Below are 20,417 nucleotides of genomic sequence, written 5' to 3'. Positions count from 1 at the left end.
ACTAATAAATAAACACCCGGACAATCTTAACGAATTTTTAGTTTTTAGAATGTTAAAGAGTTTTATCTTTACTTTTTATTAAGGTTTTCTTCCGTTTGGCGACTTTATTTACCGGGAATGATCAGGAAGAACTAATCATTTTTCAAAAATAAGAACTATATATGCTTGCAGACTGTATACCTTTTAAAGATACCGGCTATTTTTCAAATCTTATTTTAGATTATTTAGAGCAAAATGAAAACGTAAATCCCCTTTATAATCGCTACCCTTCCATAGAGAATTTTAAGGATCAGATAGTTGAGAAACAATCCGGATACCGTCCTGAAACCAGAAAGGTATTGGTTAGTTCCTTGAAAAAGCAATATAAGGAAACTGTGTTGTCGGTTGATACGAGAAAGAATATTGATTTGCTTGAGAAAGCATCGACTTTTACCATAACAACAGGACATCAGCTGAATTTGTTTACCGGACCGTTGTATTTTTTATATAAAATCATCTCTGCTGTCAATCTCACTAAAAAACTTAAGGAAGCGTATCCGTCATATGATTTTGTTCCGGTATACTGGATGGCAACAGAAGACCATGATTTTGATGAAATTAACTTTTTTAATTTCAAAGGGAAAAAGTTTCAGTGGAACAAAGAAGTTTCGGGGGCGGTGGGAGAGTTGTCTACAGAAGGGCTTCAGGATGTTTTTGAGTTATTGAATCTCGAACTGGGCGTGGGGAAAGACGCGGATAAGTTGAGAGATTTGTTCAAAAGAGCTTATCTGGAGCATGCTAACCTGACCGATGCTACCAGGTATCTTGCAAATGAGCTTTTCGGAGCCTGTGGTCTGGTAATTGTAGACGGGAATGATAAGAACCTTAAAAGGCTTTTTATTCCTTATGTAGAAAAAGAGTTAAAGTTTCAGTGTTCGTATGAGGAAGTCGGTAAGACGGCTGCTGAATTAGCATCTAAAGACTATAAAGTTCAGGTTAACCCCAGAGAGATCAATCTGTTTTATTTAAAAGAGGGCTTAAGAGAGCGGATCGTAAAAACAGCGGAGGGTTTTGCTGTAAATGATACGGAGATAGGTTTTTCTGAAGACGGGATTCTGGCAGAATTGCAGGCGTACCCGGAACGATTTTCCCCAAATGTGTTATTGAGGCCATTGTATCAGGAAGTGATCCTGCCAAATCTTTGTTATATAGGGGGCGGGGGCGAGTTAGCATATTGGTTGCAATTAAAAACATTTTTCAAAAGGGTTGATGTGGTGTTTCCGGTTCTGCTTTTAAGGAATTCAGTTTTATTGGTCGAAAAAAAGCAAGCAGAAAAACTGGAGAGGCTTCATATTTCATACAAGTCTTTGTTTTTAAAAAGGCATAACTTTATTAACAGAAGGGTCAGAGAGATCAGTAATATAGATATAAACTTTGATTCCCAGCGGGAACAGCTTACAACACAGTTTAAAGAAATGTATCGGTTGGCAGAATTGACGGATAAGACTTTTTTAAACGCTGTAAAGGCACAAGAAGTTAAACAATTGAAAGGATTGGACATGCTGGAACAACGTTTGCTGAAAGCTCAAAAAAGAAAGTTGTCCGATGAAGTGGAGAGAATGACGGCAATTCAGGAAATGTTATTCCCTAATGGATCTCTTCAGGAAAGAACCAAAAACTTTTCTGAGTTCTATAACGAGTATGGATCGGGCTTGCTGGACGGATTATTTGCAAATCTGGATCCGTTGCATTTGGAGTTTGCTATACTTCTTATGGAAGAATAATCGCCATTAACAGGCTTTTTCAGGTTTGACGGATGAGTTATAAACCACCTGATTTATATCACGAGCCTTCAAATTTGCGCCGGCAGAGTGAGGTTGTTTTCTTAATGATTTTCGGTTGGAGGCGATTTGAAAATGAGTGTGTATTTTTATGTTCTGAAATCAGTTTGCATATGATTTTTGTTGAGAGTGAATTTGCCCCCTTACAGAAAGTGGTATTAGCTGAATCCGAGTTTGGTTATCCGGAAGAAGTTCGTAAGGAAGATTTAAGGTTTCTGGAGAGATCTGCTATAACTGACAGTATCAGGAATAGAGGAAAAGACTATTCGGAAGCCCATCCTGACTTGCAGCTAAGGTGGGAATGCGAGCGGAAGAAACTAAAGGAGGTATTGGAAAAATACGGGGTTGAAGTATTGCTTCCGGGAAAACTGACCTCAGCAGAGAAACGGTTAAGTCCGAAAGACGGATACTCCAATTTCTTTACGCGCGACCCTTTTTTTGTGATAGGCAATTTTGTTATTGAAGGGGCTCTTCGTTTTTTACACCGTAGAAATGAAATATTGCCGTTACGAAATATTCTTTTGAAAGAAGTCAGTTTCGGTGATTGTGTCTATGTATCCGTTCCAAAACCGGATATGGTTTCCAACGATGGTCTGATCGGTGAGAATAGCCTTTTTATAGAGGGGGGAGATGTATTGGTATTGGGCAAGCAAATATTTGTAGGGAATTCGGGATTGGCTACCAATGATTCCGGAATACAATGGCTTTATAACCTGCTTGCACCTTCCGGTTATTCGGTAGAAACGGTCCGGTTGCATCCTGACATCCTTCACCTCGACTGTGCATTAGGTTTGGTAAAAGAAAACCTTATGGTGGTATGTGAAGATGCATTTTTAGATGGAATACCGGATAAACTGGCAAACTGGAAAAGGATTTCCGTAACACTAGAAGAAGCCAGGGAGCTGGCAGTGAACGGATTGCCTGTTTCGGAAGAAGTGTATATTACTGATCCTGCTTTTGAACATATCGGAAAACAGATTGAAGAAGAAGGAATAAGGGTAGAATACATCGATTTTACGGTGAGCCGGAGTTTCGGTGGCTCGTTTCGTTGTAGCACACAGGCTTTCATCAGACATGAAGTCTGATGGTATAGGGGAAACGGGTAATGAAGATGGAAAAGGAGAATGTTTTTGATCTTTATTTGAGTGTCAGATGCAGTAACCCAATAACGACAGGTTAAAAGACTATGGCACCAAATATGTACCGTTCCATTTGTTGTTGTCTTCCAGAGAGAATGCAGCCCTTACGTGCTTGTGGGGTTTAAGCTCGAAGTAGTCTATTTTTTGAGATAAAACCCTGATAACTGTAAAATAATGTTCGTCTTTAAGATGTGTGATAAAGTCCGGATGGCCTATTTTTGTTCCCGGGGCTTCTGCAGAAGTGTAATCTTTTTTGGCATCGTCGTGTAATTTATCCCATAAACCTCTTATCGCTTTTTCTTTTTCTTCCACCTTGGCAAAACCTTCTATTCTGACCTGCGTTTTTAGGTCAGGGTGATAGAACAAGAGACTTACATTTCTGTTTTCTCTGATGTGCGTGACTTTTTTAGTTCGTTTATCGGTGTAGAAGGTTAGGTTGAAGTGTTCATCGACATCCCTTAACACTACGGTTCTGATCCGGGCAGAATTGTTAATGCCGACAGTAGCCATGACACAAAGTCTGAAAGGGTGCCCTTTGACGGTGGTACCTTTTACCAGTTCAGTTTTAATATTTTCTAGGATATCCGGTATCATAATACGTTACTTCCTATAAAGTTACTAAATTTTAACATCAGTTTTAAAAAGGGATTTTAAAGTTTTGCAAAACCTTACCTTTGTGGTTTTAAAAATCAAAATATGCATAATATAGATATTGATGTAGTTGAAATGACATTGGATATAGCTAAATATGTCATTAACAGAATTACAAATACATCACCGGAATTGGGCAAGCCAATGAAGGAAGAAGACCTTAGAACCATAGTTGGGGAGACGGTTACCGCTGAAGGTATAGGGGGCGAAAAAGCATTACAGTTATTTAAGGATGTGCTGGTAAAGGCGACAGTCCCGATCGATCATCCGAGACACCTGGCTTTTGTCCCGGCATCGCCGACAAGGGCAGCGATAATGTTTGACCTGGTCACTTCTGCTTCGAGTATCCATGGTGCATACTGGATGGAAGGTGCCGGAGGAATTTTCTGTGAAAATGAAGCGATGAAATGGCTGGTATCGTTAACCGGGCTACCGGAAGGATCTTTCGGGGTATTCACCAGTGGAGGAACTGCGGCGAATCTCTCAGCCATGGTTACAGCCAGGGAAACCTGGAGAAGGGAAGAGAAAAACAAAGGAAAAAAAGGACTGATCATCACCTCTATCGGTGCACATTCATCAATAAAAGCAATGGCCCAGGTGATCGATGTAGACGTTTGTTTGGTAGATTCAGAAGACAGGTTGCTGGGGACAGATCTTGCCGGAGCGATCAATGCATTGTCGCCGGATCAAAGAGAGCGGTTGTTTGCGGTAGTAGCTACCGGAGGAACTACAAATGCAGGGATTGTAGATGAGCTTGATGGTATCGCTGAAGTGTGTAAAAGAGAAAAGCTGTGGTTTCATGTTGATGCCGCTTACGGAGGAGGTGCTTTGGCAGCCGATTCAGTAAGGCATTTGTTTAACGGAATCGAAGCGGCCGATAGTATTACCATAGATCCGCATAAATGGCTGTTTTCGCCATACGATTGCGGTGCAGTAATATACAAAAAGCCTGAATTGGCCAAAGCGGCACATTCGCAGGAAGGGTCGTATCTGGAGATTTTTAAGGACGAAGGAGCCCGGGGATTCAATCCGGCAGATTATCAGATCCAGCTTACCAGGAGGGTAAGAGGCCTGCCTTTGTGGTTTTCTCTGGCCATGCATGGAACCGATAAATATAAATGGGCTGTCGAACGTGGTATCGAATTAGCCAGATCGGCGGCTGAAATGATTGAAGAACACCCTGATCTGGAGCTGGTAAGAGCACCCGGACTTTCGTGTGTATTATATAGAAGGAAAGGATGGTCTCCGGAAGATTACAGAGAATGGACCTTTAGAAATCACCGAGATGGATTTGCACTGGTTACACCAACCAAATGGAAGAATGGCGATACATATGAAACGGTATCCAGGTTTTGTTTTATCAATCCTGATACGACAGAAGGAGATATTAAGGCCATTTTAGATTCGATGTAAAATAAAAAAGTTAAATAATCCCTTTTGCTTTTAGCATTAAGTAGTATTTTTGCGCATGCAACACAACGTATTAATTTTAGATTTCGGTTCGCAGTACACTCAACTAATAGCTCGTCGTGTCAGAGAGCTTAATATCTACTGCGAGATTTATCCTTACAACAATTTACCAGAAGACATTTCAAGCTTTAAAGCTGTTATTTTATCAGGGAGTCCATTCTCCGTGAGAAGCGAAGAAGCACCGCACCCTGATCTTTCTGGGATAAAAGGAAAAGTACCAATATTGGCAGTATGCTACGGTGCACAATACCTTGCTCATTTTGGAGGGGGGAATGTAGCTCCGTCTAATATCCGCGAGTATGGTAGAGCGAATTTGTCATACATTAAAGAAGAAGAAACTTTTTTTGATGGGATAGAAGCAGGGAGCCAGGTATGGATGAGCCATAGCGATACCATCAAAGAACTTCCGACAGGAGGGGTTCGTTTAGCGAGCACTCATGATGTAGAAAATGCTGCATACAGAATAGAAGGAGAAGAAACCTATGCGATTCAGTTCCACCCGGAAGTATACCACTCAACAGACGGAAAGCAATTGTTGGAGAATTTCCTTGTAAAAATAGCAGGAGTAGACCAGTTCTGGACACCGGCTAATTTTGTAGATGTTACGGTCGATGAATTGAAGGAGCAAGTTGGAAAAGACAAGGTTGTTCTTGGTCTCTCAGGAGGGGTCGATTCAACAGTAGCTGCTGTTTTGTTACATAAAGCAATCGGAGACCAGCTTCACTGTATCTTTGTAAATAACGGACTGCTTCGTAAAAATGAGTTCGAAAGCGTATTGGATCAATACGAAGGTATGGGGCTTAATGTGAAGGGAGTAGATGCTTCGGCACGTTTTTTGGATGCATTAGCAGGGATCTCTGATCCTGAAGAAAAGAGAAAAACCATCGGACGCGTGTTTATAGAAGTGTTTGACGATGAAGCACACAAGATTGAAGATGCCAGATGGTTAGGGCAGGGAACTATTTATCCGGATGTTATTGAATCTATTTCGGTAAACGGGCCGTCGGCAACTATTAAGAGTCATCATAATGTAGGCGGCTTGCCTGATTTTATGAAACTGAAAGTGGTTGAGCCGCTGAGAATGCTATTTAAAGATGAGGTGAGAAGAGTGGGAGCTTCTATGGGAATCGACCCGGAGCTGTTAGGAAGACACCCGTTCCCGGGACCGGGGTTGGCAATCAGGATCCTGGGAGATATCACACCTGAAAAAGTAAGTATATTACAAGAGGTGGACTCGGTATTTATTAACGGGTTGAAGAGCTGGGGCTTATACGATCAGGTATGGCAGGCAGGAGCAATTTTACTTCCTGTAGATTCAGTTGGAGTGATGGGGGATGAACGTACTTATGAAAAATGTGTAGCTTTGCGGGCAGTAGAAAGTACTGACGGAATGACTGCAGATTGGGTACACTTGCCGTACGACTTTTTACAAAAAATGTCAAATGAGATAATAAATAAGGTAAAAGGCGTTAATAGAGTAGTGTACGATATTAGTTCAAAACCACCTGCAACCATTGAATGGGAATAAATAAATTAAGTATGAATAAACAGATTGTATTTTTTTTAGCTTTTATTTTTAGTGTTTCGGTTTTTGCACAAAACCAGTTTAAGACACATCAGGTAAAAGAAGGGGAAACGATAGAAAGTATAGCTAAACAATACAGGGTAACCCCTTACGCTATTTTAAAATTAAATCCTGAGGCTAAAACGGGAGTTAGAAAAAATACAGTCTTGATCATACCTTCAAGTTCTACAGTTGAGAACGACCAAAATTTTCAGGAGAAGGTCACTTTCATTACTCATAAAGTAAGAAAGAAGGAAACCCTCTTCAGTATCTCCAAGCGTTATAATGTAAAAGTAGAGGATATCAAGAGGTATAATAAGGAGCTTTACAGCCGACAGCTGGATAAAGGCGAAAAAATCCGTATCCCTCAAATACAATATCTTGCTGTACAGGAAGAGGCAGGCTCTATACCTGATGGTCTTGTTGAATACGTAGTAAAGCCAAAAGAAGGTAAATGGCGAATAGCATATGAACATGGGATTTCTGTTCCGGAACTGGAAAAGCTGAATCCTGATATGGGAGAAGTGCTTAAAGACGGCGATGAGATTTTAGTTCCGGATATCCATCAGGATAGTGTAAAGACGGTCGATAATCTGAACTATAACTATTATGTAGTTCAGCCCCGGGAAGGGTTTTTCAGGTTAAAAGTTAAGTTTGGTCTGGAGAAAGACTCTGTTCTGGCATTGAATCCTGAGGCTCAGGACGGTTTGAAAGCAGGGATGATATTAAAGCTTCCTAAAGAGACTTTTGGTGCGTACAATGTGCAGGAAGATGGCAAGCTAATGCCTAAGTTTACATTGACGGATAGTATTAATTCTCAATTGATATCTAAGATAGCTGTAGCTATTCCTTTAAAGCTAAATGAGATCGATTTTGAATCATCAAATGATGCGAGAAAAAAACTTGAAGCAGATCGTTTACTTAACATTTCTCTTGACTTCTATTCAGGAATGTTGGTGGCTATAGACTCTGTGAAAAAGCTGGGAGTTAATGCTGATATTAAGATATTAGATACAGAAGGAACTGAAGTGGGAGTGTCGAAGTTGTTGAACAATACTGATTTTACGGCTTACAATGCTGTAATCGGACCGTTTACATACAGATCGTTCAATAAATTATCCTATGGCCTTAGAAGACATAATGTTCCTGTTTTTGCTCCTTTTACGAATAAGAATATAGAGTTGTACCAAAATGTATTTCAGACATTGCCGTCGGATGAAGTTTTGGTAGATAAGATGATCGATTTTATTGTCGAAAAAGGTCAGGACAAGCATATTATTATTATAGCCGACAGTAAGAATGCTATAGTGAAGAATAAATTAAAGGCCGGAATTCCTTCAGCCAGCATTGTAACAACAGAATCCGACAACTATGTGAAAATGGTTAACCTTGAAAGAAGTCTTTCTAAAGAAAAAGAGAACTGGGTTGTTGTTGAGTCTAATCGTATTCCATTACTGACAAACATAGCGAACGTTCTAAATTCACTCAGGACAGACCATCGGAAGATCGTAATGTTTACTACAAATAAAGGAGATGCCTATGAAACCAGCGATGATATTAAGAACTCGTATTTGTCTGCATTGCAATTTCATTATCCTACAGTAGACAAGCCTTCTTCACTTGACAATACTTTTCATAAAGTATATGAGGAACGTTTTGGTAGTTATCCGAACCGATATGCTATCAGGGGTTTTGATTTAATGATGGACATCTTGTTGCGTTTGTCGTATAATAAGGATCTCTACCGGGTAGCTTCACGGGTAGGTGAGACCGAGTATCTTGAAAACAAGTTTGCCTATAAAAAGCAATATGCAGGCGGGTATATGAATACAGGCGTGTATATTGTGAAATACGACAATCTCGAGATTAAAGAAGTAAAATAAATAGGCTGCGGCTGATGCCTTTTGTTTAATTTTAGGGGATAAATGTTTAAAAAATGAAATCCCTGGTATTATCATTCCTGATGGCATTGGCTTTTCTGCAAAGAACCCCCAGAGAAATTATTATCTGGGAGGCAGGGCAAAAATTAGCATGGGCAGATTTTAAAGGAACTCCTAAAATCAATTCAAATGCTGTTGCCGTAACTTCAAGTGGCATAGGTTATAAGCTTATTACAAGGACTGATCAGGGAAACAGTAATTATGAGGTGGTTGTGTTTGCTTATTTTTCTACACAAGACAGCTGGTATAAACCGAAATATGTGAATGACAATGTTCTGGCTCATGAGCAGCTTCATTTCGATATAACGGCTTTGTATGCTCAGAAGCTGATTTACGAAATCGGTAAACTGAGTTTTAATGACGATGTGGAACTTGAGTTGGAAAAAATGCACGATAGGATTACTATAGAGATGGATTCTGTTCAAAAAGCTTATGATAAGCAAACGGAATCATCCGTTCATGAGTCGGCACAGGTACTCTGGCAAAGTAAAATAGAAGGCAAGCTCAAGAAGTATTTAAAACTTAATAGCAGAAAAAGATAGGATAGTGAACATGCAGCCGGATAATAAATATTTAATTGAACTGGCCAGGGCTAAAATGCCTTTCGGAAAGTATAAAGGCAGGTACTTGATAGACTTGCCGGAGCCTTATTATACCTGGTTCAGACAGAAGGGATTTCCCCAGGGGAAACTGGGCGAGCAGATGCAGGCTATGTACGAGATAAAAGTAAACGGTTTAGAGGGGTTGATCCGGGAGATTCAAAAGCGATATTAGATCGATTTTCTCTTTAAAAAGGTTGATTTACAGTTTTTTACGTATTTTTTGTTTTCTTCATACCGGTTTGTATTTTTTAAGGATTTATTTAGTTAAATTCCATCTGCAATTTGTACTTTTGCCGCCGTAATACAACAACACAACATTTTATTCATAATGGCAGATACCAAATACATTTTTGTTACGGGTGGTGTAACTTCTTCATTAGGAAAAGGAATTATTGCAGCTTCATTGGCAAAATTACTCCAAGCACGTGGTTATAAAACAACGATACAAAAATTAGATCCCTATATAAATGTCGATCCCGGAACCTTAAATCCGTATGAGCATGGTGAATGTTATGTTACTGATGATGGTGCAGAAACTGATCTGGATCTCGGACATTACGAGCGTTTTCTGAATGTAAGGACTTCTCAGGCAAATAATGTTACAACAGGGCGTATTTATCAAAGTGTTATTGAAAAGGAAAGACGTGGTGAGTTTTTAGGTAAAACGGTGCAGGTAGTTCCGCATATTACAAATGAAATTAAAGACAGGATACAGATTCTGGGGAATACCGGGGAATACGATATTGTAATTACTGAGATAGGCGGAACTGTTGGTGATATTGAATCGTTGCCATATATAGAAGCTGTACGTCAGTTATTATGGGAGTTGGGGGATAACAATGCTATTGTGGTTCATCTCACCCTGGTACCGTATTTGGCGGCTGCAGGAGAGTTAAAAACAAAGCCTACCCAACACTCAGTTAAAACCTTGATGGAGAGCGGGATCAAAGCAGATGTACTGGTATGCAGGACTGAGCACGAGCTTTCCGATGAGTTAAGACAAAAACTTGCATTGTTCTGTAATGTTAAGCGTGAAGCTGTTATTCAGTCGATTGACGCTTCGACCATTTATGATGTTCCTAATTTAATGTTGGAAGAAGGGTTGGATACGGTTACATTACAGAAGCTGGCCTTGTCGTCAGTAAAACAACCTGACCTTACAAGATGGAATCAGTTTTTACAGCGTCATAAAAACCCTAAAAATGAGGTGAAGATCGGGTTAATAGGTAAGTATGTGGAGCTTCAGGATTCTTATAAGTCTATTTTGGAGGCTTTTATTCATGCCGGAGCTGAGAATGAAGTAAAAGTTCATGTCGAGCCAATTCACTCTGAGTTTATAGATGATAAGGTGATCGCAGAAAAAATAGCAGGTTTAGACGGTATTCTGGTCGCACCAGGTTTTGGAGAAAGAGGGATTGAGGGTAAGATCGATGCCGTGAAATATGCCCGTGAAAACAAGATTCCGTTCTTTGGAATTTGTTTAGGGATGCAGATGTCTGTTATTGAATTTTCAAGAAACGTACTTGGCCTGAAAGGGGCTAATTCAGCAGAAATGGATGCCGAGACGGCATACCCGGTGATTAACCTGATGGAAGATCAGAAAGGGGTAGAGAATAAAGGAGGAACAATGCGTTTGGGAGCCTGGGACTGTGAGCTGAAAGAAGGTAGCATAGTAAAGGAGGTATATAAGGAGAGCATAATTTCGGAAAGACATCGTCACCGTTATGAGTTCAATAATAAGTTTAAAGAGCAGCTTGAGGCAGCCGGATTAAAGGCAACAGGTTTTAATCCGAAAACAGGTTTGGTAGAGATTGTTGAATTAGAATCACATCCTTGGTTTGTGGGAGTTCAATATCATCCGGAATATAAAAGTACGGTAGCCAGCCCGCATCCTTTATTTGTAGCATTTGTTAAGGCTGCATTGAAATACAAAAATGATAAAGCTCATGCCACTATGGCATAAATAAAAGTTTTGGATATATCTTTGTGTATTCGTTAACGCTGAACCTGGTTCGGCGTTCGTTGTGTAAAAATTAAGTTCATTTTAAATGGAAGAAAAAAAGTTTGATATTAATTCTATAGTAGGTTTCGTTCTTATCGGGGCTATACTAATGTGGGTACTTTATAACAATAAGCCTACAGAAGAAGAATTACAAGCCGAAAAGGCAAAACAAGAACAAGTAGAAAAAGCTAAACAGGAGAATCAGGAAGCTACTGCCGTAACATCGGGTCAGCAGGCAGCGGTCGATCTTACAGACTCTGTGGCTTTGGCAGGATACAAAGATGCTTTAGGAGCTTTTGGTTATTCGGCTGCACTACCTTCGGCAACAGAAAATATTACAACAATAGCGAATGACCTGGTTGAATTAAAAATCAACAATAAGGGAGGGCAAATTGTAGAAGCCAGAATGAAGAATTTTACTACCTATGACTCGATACCGGTTTATTTGGTGAGAGACGGTAACGCTTCATTCAATTTAAGCTTTGCAACTACAGATAACAGAAATTTAAATACGCAAGACCTGTACTTCGAGCCTACGCTTACCAAAAGTGGTGAAAACCAGGTGTTGTCTATGAAACTCAAGGTTTCTAACGATAAATATCTGGAGTATCGTTATGAATTGAAGCCCAATGATTATATGGTAAATTTTACCATCAGGTCGCAGGGGCTTGGTGGTGTTGTTAATTCCAGTCAGCCTGTTAAACTCGACTGGAATATGAAAACGATCCGTCATTCAAAAAGTATTACTTATGAAAACAGGTATACCAGGCTTACATACAAGCATGAAGACGATAAAACCAGTAAACTGAGTCCTACCGGAAATGATGACGAAGCTATTGAAACTGTTAAGTGGCTGGCCTACAGACATCATTTCTTTATGGCTACTTTAATCTCTAATGTTCCGTTTAAAACAGCTGATATTACATCAGAAGATTTGGTAGAGGAAGAAAGTGCCGAGGCACAGTATACAAAAGCGTATACGGCGTCTATACCACTGGAGTGGCAAGGTGGTGAAATCAACCAGAACCTAAACTGGTATTACGGGCCAACAGACTTTAAAATATTAAAGCAGTATAAAGATTTAGAACTTGCTGATGCAGTTCCTTTCGGATGGGGAATTTTCGGAGTGATCAACAAGTATGTCTTTACTCCGCTTTATGATGTTTTAAGTTCTTTCCTTCCTTATGGTATTGCTATTATAGTTATGACCATTTTGGTAAGACTTCTAATGTCTCCTATTACTTACAAATCATACTTGTCACAGGCCAAGATGAAAGTTATTCGTCCGGAAGTGACAGAGATCAATGAGAAGTATAAGGATCAGCCAATGAAAAAGCAGCAAGAAACAATGAAGCTTTATAGCAAGGCCGGTGTAAATCCAATGAGCGGTTGTATTCCCGCTTTGTTGCAACTGCCAATATTTTATGCATTGTTTATGTTTTTCCCGACAGCATTTTTATTGAGACAAAAGAGTTTTTTATGGGCGGACGATTTATCATCGTATGATGCAATAGCAAAACTTCCGTTTAAAATCCCATTCTATGGAGACCACGTGAGTTTGTTTCCGATTCTGGCGTCGATAGCAATTTTTATCTATATGAGGATGACCACCGGTCAGCAGCAAATGATGCAGCAACCTGCTCAGGAGGGAATGCCTGATATGGGGAAAATGATGAAGGTGATGATATACATTTCACCGCTATTAATGTTGTTCTTCTTTAATAATTACGCAAGCGGATTAAGTTTGTATTACTTCATATCGAACCTCATTACAATCCTCATCATGTTATTTATTAAGAAGTATGTAATCGATGAAGATAAAATTCATGCGCAGATTCAGGAGAATAAAAAGAAGCCTAAAAAGGAAAGTAAGTTTCAAAGGAAAATGCGTGAAATGATGGAGCAGGCAGAAGCTCAAAAAAACGCTAAAAAATAAAAATTTAAAGCTCCGTGAATTTCACGGAGCTTTTTTTTTACGAATAAATTAAAAATTACCAGTTCATAATTAATTCGTAGTGTCCGGAATGAGTACTGTATTTATAGCGTGAATGACACCATTTGTAGCTTGAACATCTACTGCAATAACTCCAATTCCGGTATTCCCTGCGCCATCGGTTAAATCTGCTATATTATTACCCGAACCGGGAAGTGTTACTGTAACGTTGTCGCCTTCAAGGGTCGCTACAGAGGCTCCGTCAGACAAGTCTTCTGATCGTATGTTGTTTTCAATGATAACATGATGTTGCAGTACAGCTGTTAAATCTGACCCGACAGGTACTGAGGGCAGGGCGTCAAAGGCACTGTTGACCGGAGCAAATACTGTAAACGGGGCATTGGTTGTACCGGAAAGTATTCCTGCAAAATCAGGTTGGTCCTCAGCGGTAAGGGCGCTTACCAGTGAGGTAAAGTCAGGATCTGCCGTGGCAAAGGTTACTATGGTCGGTAAAGCGATAACCGCATCAACAGCATGTATTACTCCGTTGCGTACTTCAATGTCTGCTGTAGTAACTTCCGATATTCCGTTGAGACTAACACCGTTCTGCGTGTTTATATAAAGGCTAAGGTTATCTCCGTCTTCATTGGTTGCTAAAGTACCGGTATAAGATGTTGACAGGTTGGCTGAAAGGGCAACGCCGCTCATAACATGGTTCAGTAATACCTGGGTTAACAGCTCGACAGGCACATCGTCTAATGAAGCAAAACCATTAGAATTTAAAAAGGCCTCAAAAGCAGCATTGTCTGGTGCAAAAACGGTTAAGTCAGCACCATCTGCGTTTAATGCATCGGTCAATCCGGCTTTTTGAACTGCTGCCAGCAGAGAAGAATAGTCTTCATTCATTGCTACAAAACCGGCTATAGTCGGGTTTATACTGTTCCATACTGTTTGAGGGATTAATACTTTGTCAACAGCATGTATAATTCCATTGTTACTCTGAACATCAGTGGCTATAATATTGGCTTCAGTGTCAGATGCATCTTCGATCTTAGCCCCTTCTGAGAGGTCAAAAACAATATCTTCCCCTTGAAAAGTGGTTGCCATCTGTCCGTCAGTTAAAGAACCGGCAGTAACATTACTACCTGCTATGACATGATAATTGAGAACTTCTTGCAGGGTTTCATCGTCAATTTCATCCAGTGAATTTGTGCCCAATGCCATTAACAGGTTTTCGAAAGCTTCATTTGTTGGGGCAAATACGGTAAAAGGGCTGCCTGCAGTTCCAGAGAGTAAATCTGTATACGTCGAGCCAAAAGAAGGTCTGGTTAGGGCACCTACCAAGGAGGAGAAGTTGTCGTTGGCAAGGGCGTGGTCTACAATAGAAGGTTCGGGGATCACAGCATCTACAACATGCACTACTCCATTGCTGGCCATTACATCAGCTTTACCGTTAATAACAGCAGACATTCCGTTTATCTCTACTCCTGAAGAGGTATTAAGGAACAGGCTGAGATTATTTTCATCTGGACCTGTAGCCAGTGAATTGATGTATCCGGTTGTGATTTGTGACGAAGTGATCTCGCTGTCAAGCACATGATTTAACAACAAGTTTACAAGTACATTGCCGGGTACATCATCGATGGATGCAATACCGTTGGCATCAAGAAAGCTTTTAAAAGCAGTGTTTGTCGGGGCAAAAACTGTATAAGTTCCGGGATTGTCAAGAGTTTCAGCCAATCCTGCTTTGACTAATGCAGCATAGAGAGCGCTGAATTCAGGTGTGGATGCAGCAATTTCTGCAATCGTAAGGTCGGTCATCATTTCTCCGTTTCCATCGTCATCATCGTTGCACGCTGTGATCAGAAGCAAGAAAGAGAACATACAAATCTTTAGAATTTTTAATAAATGTTTCATCACGCTATAATTTTTTGTTTAACATTTTAATAAAAGTATTAAACAAAATTAATATTTGAAAATTCAAAATTTATTTTTAATATACTTTTAACATAATGTTTTGTGTGTATTTTTTATGTTTTTAGCGCGATTTGTCGATACTTTATATTGTTTTATTAAAATATAAATAAGTTAGACAATATTTTTTTAAAGCCGTTTGGCGGTATGTTTTTGAGGGAACTGAATAATTATGAAGCTTAGAATTTAATTTTATTAATTTTGTATTCTGAATTCTTTGGGTTTATCTGGTGAAAGGATTTAAGTTTACGGACGACTCAGGAAACTTAATAGGAGTATATTGAAATGAATAGAGATAAAACAGTTGTAGTAGGTTTGTCGGGTGGTGTTGATTCCAGTGTTACCGCTTATCTTTTAAAGGAACAAGGATACAATGTTATCGGGTTGTTTATGAAAAACTGGCACGATGATACGGTTACCATATCTAATGAATGCCCGTGGTTGGAAGACAGTAACGATGCCATGATTGTTGCGGAAAAGCTGGGTATTCCTTTTCAAACTGTTGATCTGAGCGAGGAGTACAAAGAGCGCATCGTAGATTATATGTTTAACGAGTACGAAAAGGGAAGGACTCCTAATCCGGATGTATTATGTAACCGGGAAATTAAGTTTGATGTCTTTATGAAGATCGCTCTCGGGCTTGGTGCTGATTATGTGGCAACAGGACATTATTGCAGAAAAGATACTATTGTAAAAGATGGCCGGGAAGTATACAGGCTTTTGGCTGGAAAGGATGGAAACAAGGATCAGTCGTATTTCTTATGTCAACTTTCTCAGGAACAGTTGAGCAAGGCTTTATTCCCGATAGGTGATTTGCTGAAACCGGAAGTACGTCGGATAGCTGCTGAGAACGATCTGATAACAGCAGGAAAAAAAGATTCTCAAGGACTTTGTTTTATAGGAAAAGTTCGTTTGCCTGATTTTCTTCAGCAGAAATTAAAGCCAAAAGAAGGAGTTATTGTCGAAGTATCATCGGCGAGTCAAAAATACCAGGAGCAGACTCCCGAGTTTGTAGATAAAACAGAGGAATTGTCATTTTACGCCAGAAAACCACAGTATGAATTAACCGACGGGAAGGTCGTAGGGAAACACCAGGGCGCACATTATTTTACAAAAGGACAGCGTAAGGGACTTGGTGTGGGTGGTACGGTAGCACCATTGTTTGTTATTGAAACAGATGTAGATGAAAACATTATATATACGGGGCAGGGTAAAGATCATCCGGGTTTGTACAGACGTACTTTATTTGTAAGTATGGATGAGTTACACTGGATACGTGAGGATTTGTCGCTCCAGGCAGATGAATCGTTAGTGGTACACGCGCGTATCCGTTACAGACAACCATTGCAAAAGGCCGTGCTTCATATGGTAGACGGAGGTTTGTATGTAGATTTTGAAAACCCTCAAAGTGCTATTACGGAAGGGCAGTTCGTTGCTTTTTATATTGAAGATGAACTGATAGGTTCCGGAGTGATTTCGTGATTTTATGAGTCGGCTGATATTGAGGAGAGCCCGGGTTAAAGTGTGCTGCTGATTTTCGCTCTCTGTACAGAGAATACACTCAATGTGATTTATTCACATATTGTATTGTAAACATACTCAGGGTTTCTCTGAGGAGGGGTATAAAACACTTTTGTTTATGAGACTGATATTACTTATTTTTCTGTTTATATCATTCAAAGTGTTTTCTTTTCAGGAACATGCCAGGGTGTATTTTGTCGATAAGCCACATGCTGCCAATTTATTAACCAATCCGGTCAAAATACTTTCAGAGCGGAGTATTTCGAAAAAGAAACTGCATGGAATTCCCATTGATGAAAGGGATGTGCCTGTTTATAATGATTACGTTTCTGCAATAAGAAAACAGGAGGGCATAATCGTTAAGGCCCGGTCAAAATGGTTTAACTGCATACATGTTTTGGGTTCAGTAGAGAACATCAGGACATTGGCGGATTTTAATTTTGTTGCCGATATCTTTTTTGCCGACCCCCGATTTAATGCTGGAGGACTTGGCAGAAAGGAGCAACGGCATCAAGGAATCCATAAGAATAAATTTGAAGAGGAAGTATTATATGACTACGGGGCAACAACAGCACAAAACGGTCAGATAAACCTTCAGGCATTACATAGTATCGGTTTTACCGGCAAGGGGATGCAGATCGCTGTCTTAGATGCCGGGTTTACAAAAGTGAATACGATGAAGGCCTTCCAATATATGAGAAACAATAATCATTTGTTGGGCGGATATGATTTCGTAAACCGGAGTCATGATGTTTTTGCTTACGATCAAAATAGCCACGGAACTCAGGTTTTATCTGTTATGGCAGCATTTATTGAGGGGGAGTATGTCGGAACTGCACCAGATGCGGGCTATTTTTTATTCCGGACAGAAGAAGCCGGACAGGAAACCCCGGCAGAAGAGAGTTATTGGGTTGAAGCGGCCGAACTTTCGGACAGCTTGGGTGTTGATATCCTTAATACATCATTGGGATATAGCACGTTTGACAATCCTAATTATAATTACCATCCAGGGGATATGGATGGAGAGACGACTTTTATTTCGAAAGGAGCACAGATAGCATTGGACAAAGGGATGTTGGTTGTAACTTCTGCCGGGAATGAAGGAAACAATCGTAACTGGAAAGTAATTACGGCTCCTGCTGATGTGGACGGGCTGACCGTAGGGGCTGTGGATGCGGAAGGGACTTATGCTTCTTTTAGCTCAGTTGGGCCTGCTACCGGCGGAAAGATAAAACCTGATGTAATGGCACGGGGCGTCAGAACTGCAATTGTATTGCCGGATGATTCCATTCGTTTTTTAAACGGAACTTCGTTTTCTTCACCCGTTATGGCTGGTGCAACGGCATGCTTATGGCAGGCAAACCTGTCGAAGTCCAACAGGGAGATGATGAAGATGATCCGGCAAAGTGGTCACTTGTTTGATGATCCCAATAATGAATATGGCTATGGAATTCCCGATTTTTCTTTATTAGTAACGACAGCACCGTTAAATGAGGAAGCCTATTCAGGAGAATTCAATATATTTCCTAATCCTACAAAGGGAAAGTTCCATGTTGTTTTTCCTGAAAATATCTTTTATGCCGATATTGATCTCTACGATGTTTTGGGAAAGTGGGTTTACCGTAAAAAAATATCATCAATAAATAATGAGGTTAATATTGGACATCTGAACAGTGGTGTTTATATTGCTAAAATATCTTCAAAGAACACAAAAAGAATACTAAAAATAATCAAGCAGTAATGCAAAACAGAATTACTAAGTTATTTCAAATTCAATACCCTGTAATCCAGGCCGGTATGATATGGGCCAGTGGGTGGCGTCTGGCTTCTTCGGTGTCTAATGCCGGGGGATTGGGAATTATAGGGGCAGGGTCGATGTATCCTGAAGTTCTCAGGGAACATATACGGAAATGTAAACAGGCCACGGACAAGCCTTTTGGAGTTAATGTACCCATGTTGTATCCTGATATCGATAAAATCATGGAGATTATTATGGAGGAAGGAGTGAAGATTGTGTTTACTTCGGCAGGAAACCCTAAGACGTATACAGGGTTTTTAAAAGAAAAAGGAATTACGGTCGTTCATGTGGTGAGCAGTGTGAAATTTGCTTTGAAAGCCCAGGAAGCGGGTGTGGATGCCGTGGTGGCAGAGGGCTTTGAAGCCGGGGGGCATAACGGACGGGAAGAGACGACAACATTTACATTAATACCGATGGTAAAGGAGCAGGTTAAGATTCCTTTAATTGCTGCCGGGGGTATAGCTACAGGACGAGGGATGCTGGCAGCTATGGTTTTAGGGGCTGATGCAGTTCAGGTAGGAAGCAGGTTTGTGGCTAGCGAGGAGGCTTCTTCTCATATGAAGTTTAAGGAACAGGTAGTCGCTGCCAAGGAAGGTGATACTAAATTAACATTGAAAGAACTGGCTCCTGTGCGGATGTTAAAGAATAAATTCTATCAGGATGTAGAGGCTTTGTACCAAACCGGACCTTCTGTAGAGGAGCTTAAAGAACTTTTGGGAAGAGCCAGGGCAAAGCGGGGAATGTTTGAAGGTGATCTGGATGAGGGAGAATTGGAGATCGGGCAAATTTCGGGCCTGATCCACGATATAAAACCTGCGGCCCAAATTATTGTTGATATGTTGGCTGAGTTTAAAACAGCAACTGATGCGGTGCCACATTTGTCGGTTTTTTAGTGACTGATACTTATAAGGTTTGATCAGAAAACCTGATCCCTGTGGCGGTATAAAATATTTACTAAGGCTTATTATGGTAAAAAAAGTCATTCTGTTAAAGAATGGCTTTTTTCTGTTCTAAAAAGAAGGGAGTAACCTGTACAGTTATTTTAGAACGGGTTTTAGGATGGGCTATGAAATATATTCAAATGAGGATATTATAAGCAAAATATGAAGATAATATGGGGATTATATAGGGATAACTATGTTAAAATTAAGTTTTATTACTTGTTTATGTAAGTTTTATCTTTATATTGTTGTAGCGCTAAATAAGAGATAATATGGCAAGACTAACGGGGGTATTAAAGTTCAGGGGTAGTATCGGAGATATAACAGCATGTAAATACAAGCATAGAAAAGAACTGGTGATTAGAAAGAAGAAAGAGAAGATGTCCAAAGATTATTATAAGAAGAGTCCGACGATGGCTCCGGTCAGAAGAAATAACAGTGAGTTCAGCACGGCAAGAAATGTGGCTATACTGATTAATAATGCTTTTAAAATGTTGTTCCGGGATTTTGATCGTGGTTATTTATATCAGCGGATGGCAGGGATTTTCAAGGTGATAATGAGCAAAGACCTGATGAATGAGCATGGTAAGCGTACTATTCAGAATGGTTTGTTACATCCGGAGGGGAAGGATTTATTAGAGAATTTCAGATTCACTCCCGACAGTAAACCTTCAGATTTTTACAGGGCTTCTATTGCTTTTGACCATGATAAATCTGTTGTTGATCTTAAGGAAATTATGTCTGTTGGATCGGGGATAAAGAATGCTACGCATATTGAGTTCAGGGCTTTGTTTCTGGGGCTTAATCTGGAGGAAATGAAGTTCAGGACTTCTTTAAGTGCCCCCATTAATTTATCAAAGCAAGAAGGAGAAGCAGAGGCAATACAGTTAAACTGTAGTTCAATTAAAGAACCGGTTCATCTGACTTTTGTGTTTTTGTGCTGTAGTGCTCTTAAAGAAGAAGCCAATGTTTTATACAAGTTAAATGGAGAGAAAAATTTTGCTCTTCAACTGTTGGCTCATAGAGTGGTGTAATTAACGATGTGCTTAAAGAAAGTTTAGA

Annotated in this window: 15 protein-coding genes; 13 read left to right on the top strand and 2 right to left on the bottom strand. The window is 40.0% G+C overall.

Annotated elements, in window-relative coordinates; all coding sequences use genetic code 11:
• Window positions 1-161: 161 nt before the first annotated feature.
• Together bshC and MQE36_RS00545 are read left to right on the top strand one after the other, a co-directional pair.
• Window positions 162-1,763, top strand: a complete 1,602-nt coding sequence (gene bshC, locus MQE36_RS00550) for a bacillithiol biosynthesis cysteine-adding enzyme BshC (protein ID WP_242937265.1) — start codon at window positions 162-164, stop codon at window positions 1,761-1,763.
• Between the two features lie 170 nt (window positions 1,764-1,933).
• Entirely contained in the window at window positions 1,934-2,905 is a 972-nt protein-coding gene (locus tag MQE36_RS00545; RefSeq protein ID WP_242937264.1) for a dimethylarginine dimethylaminohydrolase family protein, read from the top strand.
• Between the two features lie 99 nt (window positions 2,906-3,004).
• Here MQE36_RS00545 and MQE36_RS00540 read toward each other — a convergent pair whose 3' ends face one another.
• Complete coding sequence (locus MQE36_RS00540; protein ID WP_242937263.1) at window positions 3,005-3,553, bottom strand: pyridoxamine 5'-phosphate oxidase family protein; 549 nt, start codon at window positions 3,551-3,553, stop codon at window positions 3,005-3,007.
• 102 nt (window positions 3,554-3,655) lie between these two features.
• Between MQE36_RS00540 and MQE36_RS00535 the strand changes: the two genes are divergently transcribed.
• The 7 genes from MQE36_RS00535 to yidC all read left to right on the top strand — a co-directional run bounded on the left by MQE36_RS00535 (window position 3,656) and on the right by yidC (window position 13,124).
• Window positions 3,656-5,023 (top strand): pyridoxal phosphate-dependent decarboxylase family protein, encoded by a 1,368-nt coding sequence (locus tag MQE36_RS00535; RefSeq protein ID WP_242937262.1) that lies wholly within the window; start codon window positions 3,656-3,658, stop codon window positions 5,021-5,023.
• A 55-nt stretch (window positions 5,024-5,078) separates the two neighbouring features.
• A complete protein-coding gene (gene guaA / locus MQE36_RS00530; RefSeq protein WP_242937261.1) occupies window positions 5,079-6,608 on the top strand; it encodes a glutamine-hydrolyzing GMP synthase in 1,530 nt (509 codons plus the stop codon).
• An 11-nt stretch (window positions 6,609-6,619) separates the two neighbouring features.
• Window positions 6,620-8,527: a PBP1 and LysM peptidoglycan-binding domain-containing protein gene (locus MQE36_RS00525; protein WP_242937260.1), complete on the top strand. Its 1,908-nt coding sequence runs from the start codon at window positions 6,620-6,622 to the stop codon at window positions 8,525-8,527.
• A gap of 53 nt (window positions 8,528-8,580) precedes the next feature.
• The gene (locus MQE36_RS00520; RefSeq protein ID WP_242937259.1) at window positions 8,581-9,126 is read left to right on the top strand and encodes a DUF922 domain-containing protein; all 546 of its coding nucleotides are present in this window, start codon (window positions 8,581-8,583) and stop codon (window positions 9,124-9,126) included.
• A gap of 10 nt (window positions 9,127-9,136) precedes the next feature.
• Window positions 9,137-9,358 carry a DUF3820 family protein gene (locus MQE36_RS00515; protein WP_242938792.1) on the top strand — a complete coding sequence of 74 codons (222 nt, stop codon included), beginning with the start codon at window positions 9,137-9,139 and terminating at the stop codon, window positions 9,356-9,358.
• Between the two features lie 156 nt (window positions 9,359-9,514).
• Window positions 9,515-11,149 (top strand): CTP synthase, encoded by a 1,635-nt coding sequence (locus MQE36_RS00510; protein ID WP_242937258.1) that lies wholly within the window; start codon window positions 9,515-9,517, stop codon window positions 11,147-11,149.
• Window positions 11,150-11,234: 85 nt separating this feature from the next.
• Window positions 11,235-13,124 (top strand): membrane protein insertase YidC, encoded by a 1,890-nt coding sequence (yidC, locus tag MQE36_RS00505; protein WP_242937257.1) that lies wholly within the window; start codon window positions 11,235-11,237, stop codon window positions 13,122-13,124.
• Window positions 13,125-13,193: 69 nt separating this feature from the next.
• Here the strand turns inward: yidC and MQE36_RS00500 are convergent, their stop codons facing one another.
• Window positions 13,194-15,038, bottom strand: a complete 1,845-nt coding sequence (locus MQE36_RS00500; RefSeq protein ID WP_242937256.1) for a fasciclin domain-containing protein — start codon at window positions 15,036-15,038, stop codon at window positions 13,194-13,196.
• Between the two features lie 342 nt (window positions 15,039-15,380).
• On the opposite strand from MQE36_RS00500, the gene mnmA reads away from it, so the two are divergent.
• The 4 genes from mnmA (at window position 15,381) to MQE36_RS00480 (ending at window position 20,389) form a co-directional block, all read left to right on the top strand.
• Window positions 15,381-16,577, top strand: coding sequence for a tRNA 2-thiouridine(34) synthase MnmA (gene mnmA, locus MQE36_RS00495; protein ID WP_242937255.1), 1,197 nt, complete (start codon window positions 15,381-15,383; stop codon window positions 16,575-16,577).
• Between the two features lie 157 nt (window positions 16,578-16,734).
• Window positions 16,735-18,357, top strand: a complete 1,623-nt coding sequence (locus tag MQE36_RS00490; RefSeq protein ID WP_242937254.1) for a S8 family serine peptidase — start codon at window positions 16,735-16,737, stop codon at window positions 18,355-18,357.
• The gene (locus tag MQE36_RS00485; RefSeq protein ID WP_242937253.1) at window positions 18,357-19,307 is read left to right on the top strand and encodes an NAD(P)H-dependent flavin oxidoreductase; all 951 of its coding nucleotides are present in this window, start codon (window positions 18,357-18,359) and stop codon (window positions 19,305-19,307) included. Before MQE36_RS00490 ends, MQE36_RS00485 begins: the two co-directional genes overlap by 1 nt.
• A gap of 320 nt (window positions 19,308-19,627) precedes the next feature.
• On the top strand, window positions 19,628-20,389 hold the full coding sequence (locus MQE36_RS00480; protein WP_242937252.1) for a hypothetical protein: 762 nt from the start codon (window positions 19,628-19,630) through the stop codon (window positions 20,387-20,389).
• Window positions 20,390-20,417: the final 28 nt, after the last annotated feature.

The sequence above is a fragment of the Zhouia spongiae genome (assembly GCF_022760175.1).
Classification (GTDB): domain Bacteria; phylum Bacteroidota; class Bacteroidia; order Flavobacteriales; family Flavobacteriaceae; genus Zhouia; species Zhouia spongiae.
This window is presented reverse-complemented; position numbering and strand designations above follow the sequence as displayed.